Raw genomic sequence first — 4,708 nt, 5'->3', positions numbered from 1 at the left:
AATAATAGTGGTAAAATATTGCATAACAAATATGGTCTAAAATGTTGTGATTTTTATTTATAAATCACGTTTTGCTAGGGCTTTCATTATTTCACTATTTATTTTGTCAGAATATAATAATGTAACATAACAACTTGACATTCCTTGATGTTGAATTGAAAGATGAATATTACCTTTGTCAGTTTTCCAAATGGAAAAATACTTACAATTGTCTAATTTAACTTTTATCATTTTGTTATTATCGTCAATATTTTGGGTATATGAATCAAATCTTTCAACTATTTCTGTTGCATTTCCATATTTATCAGTTAACATATCTTTTAATTCAAAGTAATTTCCAGAAAGTGTTGACCAAGTTTGCAAATCTGGAAATTTGACATCTATTTTGTGAACCAAATCTTTCTGTTTCAATTCAATAACTCTAACTTTACAATTTGTATAACCAGCAAAATCTCCATTTAGTAAAATTTTTCCATCATCTGTATTTAGATTTGAAAAACCATTTTGTGTCATTTTTGAAACATATTCTTTCAACGTGCCATCAATAGGAATGCCTTTAAATGTAAGATGTTCCGAAGTTTGAGAAAAACTAAAGTAGTAGGTTGACAAATGGGTTAAGAATAATAAAATAATTTTTGTTTTCATATTTAAATAAATAATTGTTTTTGAAAGTGCTCAAATTATTATATATGCAAAGTTTTCTTTCGCTTTATATAAACCAAATATAATAAATTATTTTAATGTTCTAAAAAATAGGTTTACTCAATCACCAATTCTTTCAATTGTTCGCGGTATTTTTCTAAAATATCTGCTTTGGAGATAAAGCCTATAAATACTTTATTTTGTACCACGGGTAAAATAATTTGCTGTGGTTTCAAATGTATTCATAATGGTTTCTATGGTGTCCTCAAAATCAACAACATCTTTATCTTTTACCGGTTGCATTACTTCTGTAATCGAGGTAAATTTTACTTTAAACGCAGAAAATATAATCGGACGGATATCATCCAAATAAATTAAACCTATTAGTTTGTTATCGTCATTTAAAACTGGGAAAATAACATCGTCTGTGCTCGCAATTTTCTCAATCAAAGATTCTAAAGTTTTAGATTCGGTAACGGTATTAAAATCATTGTTAATCAATCGTTTCACATCAATAGATTGTAAAATATTTTTGTCTTTATCATCCGTAAAAACTTCGCCTTTGTCCGCTAAATTTTTAATGTCAAACGAGTATGGTTCAAAGTGTTTAGATATGGCAAAACTTATAGACGAAACCAACATTAAGGGCACCATTAAACTATAGCCACCCGTAATTTCAGCAATTAAGAAAATAGCAGTTAATGGCGAGTGAAACAAACCACTTAATACACCAGACATACCCACCAAAGTAAAATTACTAATAGGTAAATTCGTAATCTTTAGCATATTAATAAAGTACGCGGTAGAAAACCCTAAATACGAACCCACAAACAAAGAAGGAGCGAAGTTACCACCATTTCCACCCGCACCTAAAGTAATTCCTGTCGCAAAAACTTTAAACAATAGGGTTAAGGTAATGAAACCAAAAATAATCCATTTGTTCGATTCAAATTTTTCTAAAAGGGTATTTTCTAATAGTTTTTCTGGCTGATTGGCGGCTAAAAGCTTAATACCTTCATATCCTTCACCAAATAAACTCGGAAATATAAAAATTAATATTCCTAAAATTAAGGCACCAAACAAGGCTTTTCGGTAGGTGTTTTTACTTCGTGTAGCGAAAAAATGTTCTACTTTTCTAAAATTTCTGGCATAATGAATGGAAACAAACCCAGACAAAATTCCTAAAATAATATAAAACGGAATGTTCTTAGAATTAAACTCTTGTATCGATTTAAAGCTAAATAAAGCATCTTCATTTAATAATAACATCGAAACGATAGAACCTGTTGCAGCACTGATTATTAAGGGTGTAAAAGCCGTAATACTTATTTCTGTTAAAACCACTTCAATGGCAAACAAAACCCCTGCAATAGGCGCGTTAAAGGCAGCGGCTATTCCGGCAGCGACACCACAAGCCAAAAGTAAGGTTCTGTCTTTGTAACTTAAACGGTATTTTAACGCATAATTACTACCAAAAGCCGCTCCAGTAATCGTAATTGGCGACTCTAATCCGGCACTTCCGCCCATACCCACGGTTAACGAACTGGTAATTATTTGCGCATACATTTGTTTGTCTGGTAATACGCTGCGCTTTTTGGCAACCGCATACATAATTTGAGACGTGCCTTTTTGTATGTTTCCGTTTAAGAAATTTTTAATTACAAATACCGTTAGTAAAATTCCTATAATAGGTAAGGTACTTTTACTGTAAGGCAAATGTAGTTTTGTATTTAAATATTGTGAAAATAAAAAGACATTGTGTGCAAAAGTTTTTAGTACAATTACCGCCAAAGCCGCTGATAATCCTACTAAAACACTTGAGATATACAAAAACTGTCGCGGCTCTAAAACCGACTTCAGTTTAGAAAAATAGTTTTCAAAAAAATGCGCTATTTTTTGTATTCGCTTTAACACAAGGTTTTTTTTAGAATGGCTAAAATACGCTATTTTTTTAAAATAATTGGCACTTTTTTACGCTGAAAATTGCAAATTATATGATTTTTCTAATGGCTTCTTTCTTGCTTAAGGGTTTTAAATTGGTGCTATTTACATAATGTAATACTGCAGTTGGATTTACCGAACCGTATTCGCGTAAAGCCCAGCCAATAGCTTTTTGAATGAAAAATTCAGTAGAATGTTTGTGTTTTTCGCATTCGGAACGCAGTAACTCAAAATCTGTACTTTTCTTATATCCCAATTGAAAAATAATAGCCGTTCGGTTGAGCCACATTGTCTCTGAATTGGAAAACTTTTCAATAATTTCGAGTGTTTTTTCTGGGAACGCTTTTAAATAGCCACCCACAGCATATTTAGCCAACGTATCTACGCTGTCCCACCAAGAATTAGTAAGCAGTAATTTTTCAATTAAAACGATATCTTCAATTTGGTACTTGTTTTTTATTTCTTTTAGAAAAATATCAATAGCTGCGTGATGCATTTCTCGGTGTGGAAATTGATACAATTGCCAACAAATGCCTCTAAAATTTGTTTTAATTTCATCTTTATAAATGGAAGTGCAATTTTTCAGAATATCACGTCTGGCTTGGGTTTGAATGCCGTAAAAAGGAAAATTATTCTTTAAATAATCACTTTGCTTTTTTCCGTAGGCCACATTTTCATTGGCTTCAAATTGTTGCTTAATTGTAGTAACAAAACTCATTTCTTAATGTATCTAATTCTAATTTAGTTTGATGTTGTAATGCTGTAAAAAACGCTAAAAATTCTTGTTCCATTTCTTCATAAAATTCCTTTACTTCCTTTATGGCAGCAGGCATATTTACTCGGTTTTTGGTACGATAATCCATTTGAAATAAAATCAATTCCAATCCTTCTAACGATTTATAGCAGACCAACCAATTGGTTTTTATCATATATGGCAATTGGTTTTGGGTTTTTGGAGCTAAGATGTCGTAATTACTTTGTAATAAATCATAAAAATCATCCGCATATTTTTCTAAAGCGATATTTGAAAAAAGCGACCAGTTTTTAGCTAAAAAATGATCATAAATAATATCCATAATTACACCTGAATAATGTCCGAATTTCTCGTGCAATCGATGTTTGCTTTTACGATATATTTCGTGAGCATCCGTATACGTATCAATAAAACGGTGTAATTTAATTCCAATTTGAATCCCAACTGGATACTGCTCATAGTGTTTTCCTTTCACAGCATCCGCCATAAAATTGCCAATTTTAATGAAATCATCTTCATCGGAAAGGAATATATGTGCGAGATAGTTCAATTTTGAAAGTTTAGATGTTTATTTGGTTGTTCGTTTAAATGTAAAAATGTTTTTAAACACAGATTTTAGAAATTTATATAATTTTTTAAATCTGTGTTACAAAAAATGTTTGTTGCTATTTCTTTCGTAAATATATAAAATTCTTTGCTTGTTTTATTGCTATCTTATCGTTAACATTTATATTTGTACTTTATTTGGGGTTTACTTCTAAACTAATAAACCTTTAAACTTTTAAACCTAAAACAATGACATTAATAAAATCTATATCAGGAATTCGAGGCACTATTGGTGGTAAAGTCGGCGATAACTTAACGCCTGTAGATGCGGTAAAATTTGCATCAGCTTATGGTACTTTTTTGAAAAATAATTCGAACGTAACCGATAGAAAATTAAAAGTTGTAATTGGTCGTGATGCTCGTATTTCAGGACCTATGATACATAATTTAGTCCAAAATACCCTTTTAGGTTTAGGAATTGATGTTATCGATTTAGGACTTTCTACCACGCCAACAGTAGAAGTGGCCGTACCAATGGAACAAGCTGATGGTGGTATTATTTTAACAGCTTCTCACAATCCGAAACAATGGAATGCTTTAAAATTATTAAATGCCAAAGGCGAATTTTTAAGTGGGGCAGAAGGTGCTAAAATATTAGAAATTGCGGAGGCAGAAGCGTTTGATTTTGTAGATGTTGATAGTTTAGGAGAAGTTACGGTTAACGATGCCTATATGGATATTCATATTGATGAAGTATTGGAATTGCCTTTAGTAGATGCCGATTTAGTGAAAACTAAAAAATATAAGGTTGTTGTAGATGGAGTA

Annotated in this window: 3 protein-coding genes and 2 pseudogenes; 1 reads left to right on the top strand and 4 read right to left on the bottom strand. The window is 31.2% G+C overall.

Translation table 11 applies throughout. The features are described 5' to 3' along the window. Positions 1 to 57: 57 nt before the first annotated feature. From ACIQZ1_RS09545 to ACIQZ1_RS09530, 4 genes and pseudogenes are all read right to left on the bottom strand, one after another. Positions 58 to 645, bottom strand: coding sequence for a hypothetical protein (locus ACIQZ1_RS09545; protein ID WP_396160821.1), 588 nt, complete (start codon positions 643 to 645; stop codon positions 58 to 60). A 113-nt stretch (positions 646 to 758) separates the two neighbouring features. Continuing rightward, a pseudogene (locus tag ACIQZ1_RS09540) lies at positions 759 to 2,556 on the bottom strand (chloride channel protein). Between the two features lie 76 nt (positions 2,557 to 2,632). Then, positions 2,633 to 3,301, bottom strand: coding sequence for a DNA alkylation repair protein (locus tag ACIQZ1_RS09535; RefSeq protein ID WP_396160819.1), 669 nt, complete (start codon positions 3,299 to 3,301; stop codon positions 2,633 to 2,635). Continuing rightward, positions 3,279 to 3,887, bottom strand: coding sequence for an ACP phosphodiesterase (locus ACIQZ1_RS09530; protein ID WP_396160817.1), 609 nt, complete (start codon positions 3,885 to 3,887; stop codon positions 3,279 to 3,281). Before ACIQZ1_RS09530 ends, ACIQZ1_RS09535 begins: the two co-directional genes overlap by 23 nt. Positions 3,888 to 4,132: 245 nt before the next feature. On the opposite strand from ACIQZ1_RS09530, the pseudogene ACIQZ1_RS09525 reads away from it, so the two are divergent. Continuing rightward, positions 4,133 to 4,708, top strand: a pseudogene (locus ACIQZ1_RS09525) (phosphoglucosamine mutase); the annotation flags it as partial.

This window comes from Flavobacterium sp. (assembly GCF_044341185.1).
GTDB lineage: Bacteria > Bacteroidota > Bacteroidia > Flavobacteriales > Flavobacteriaceae > Flavobacterium.
This window is presented reverse-complemented; position numbering and strand designations above follow the sequence as displayed.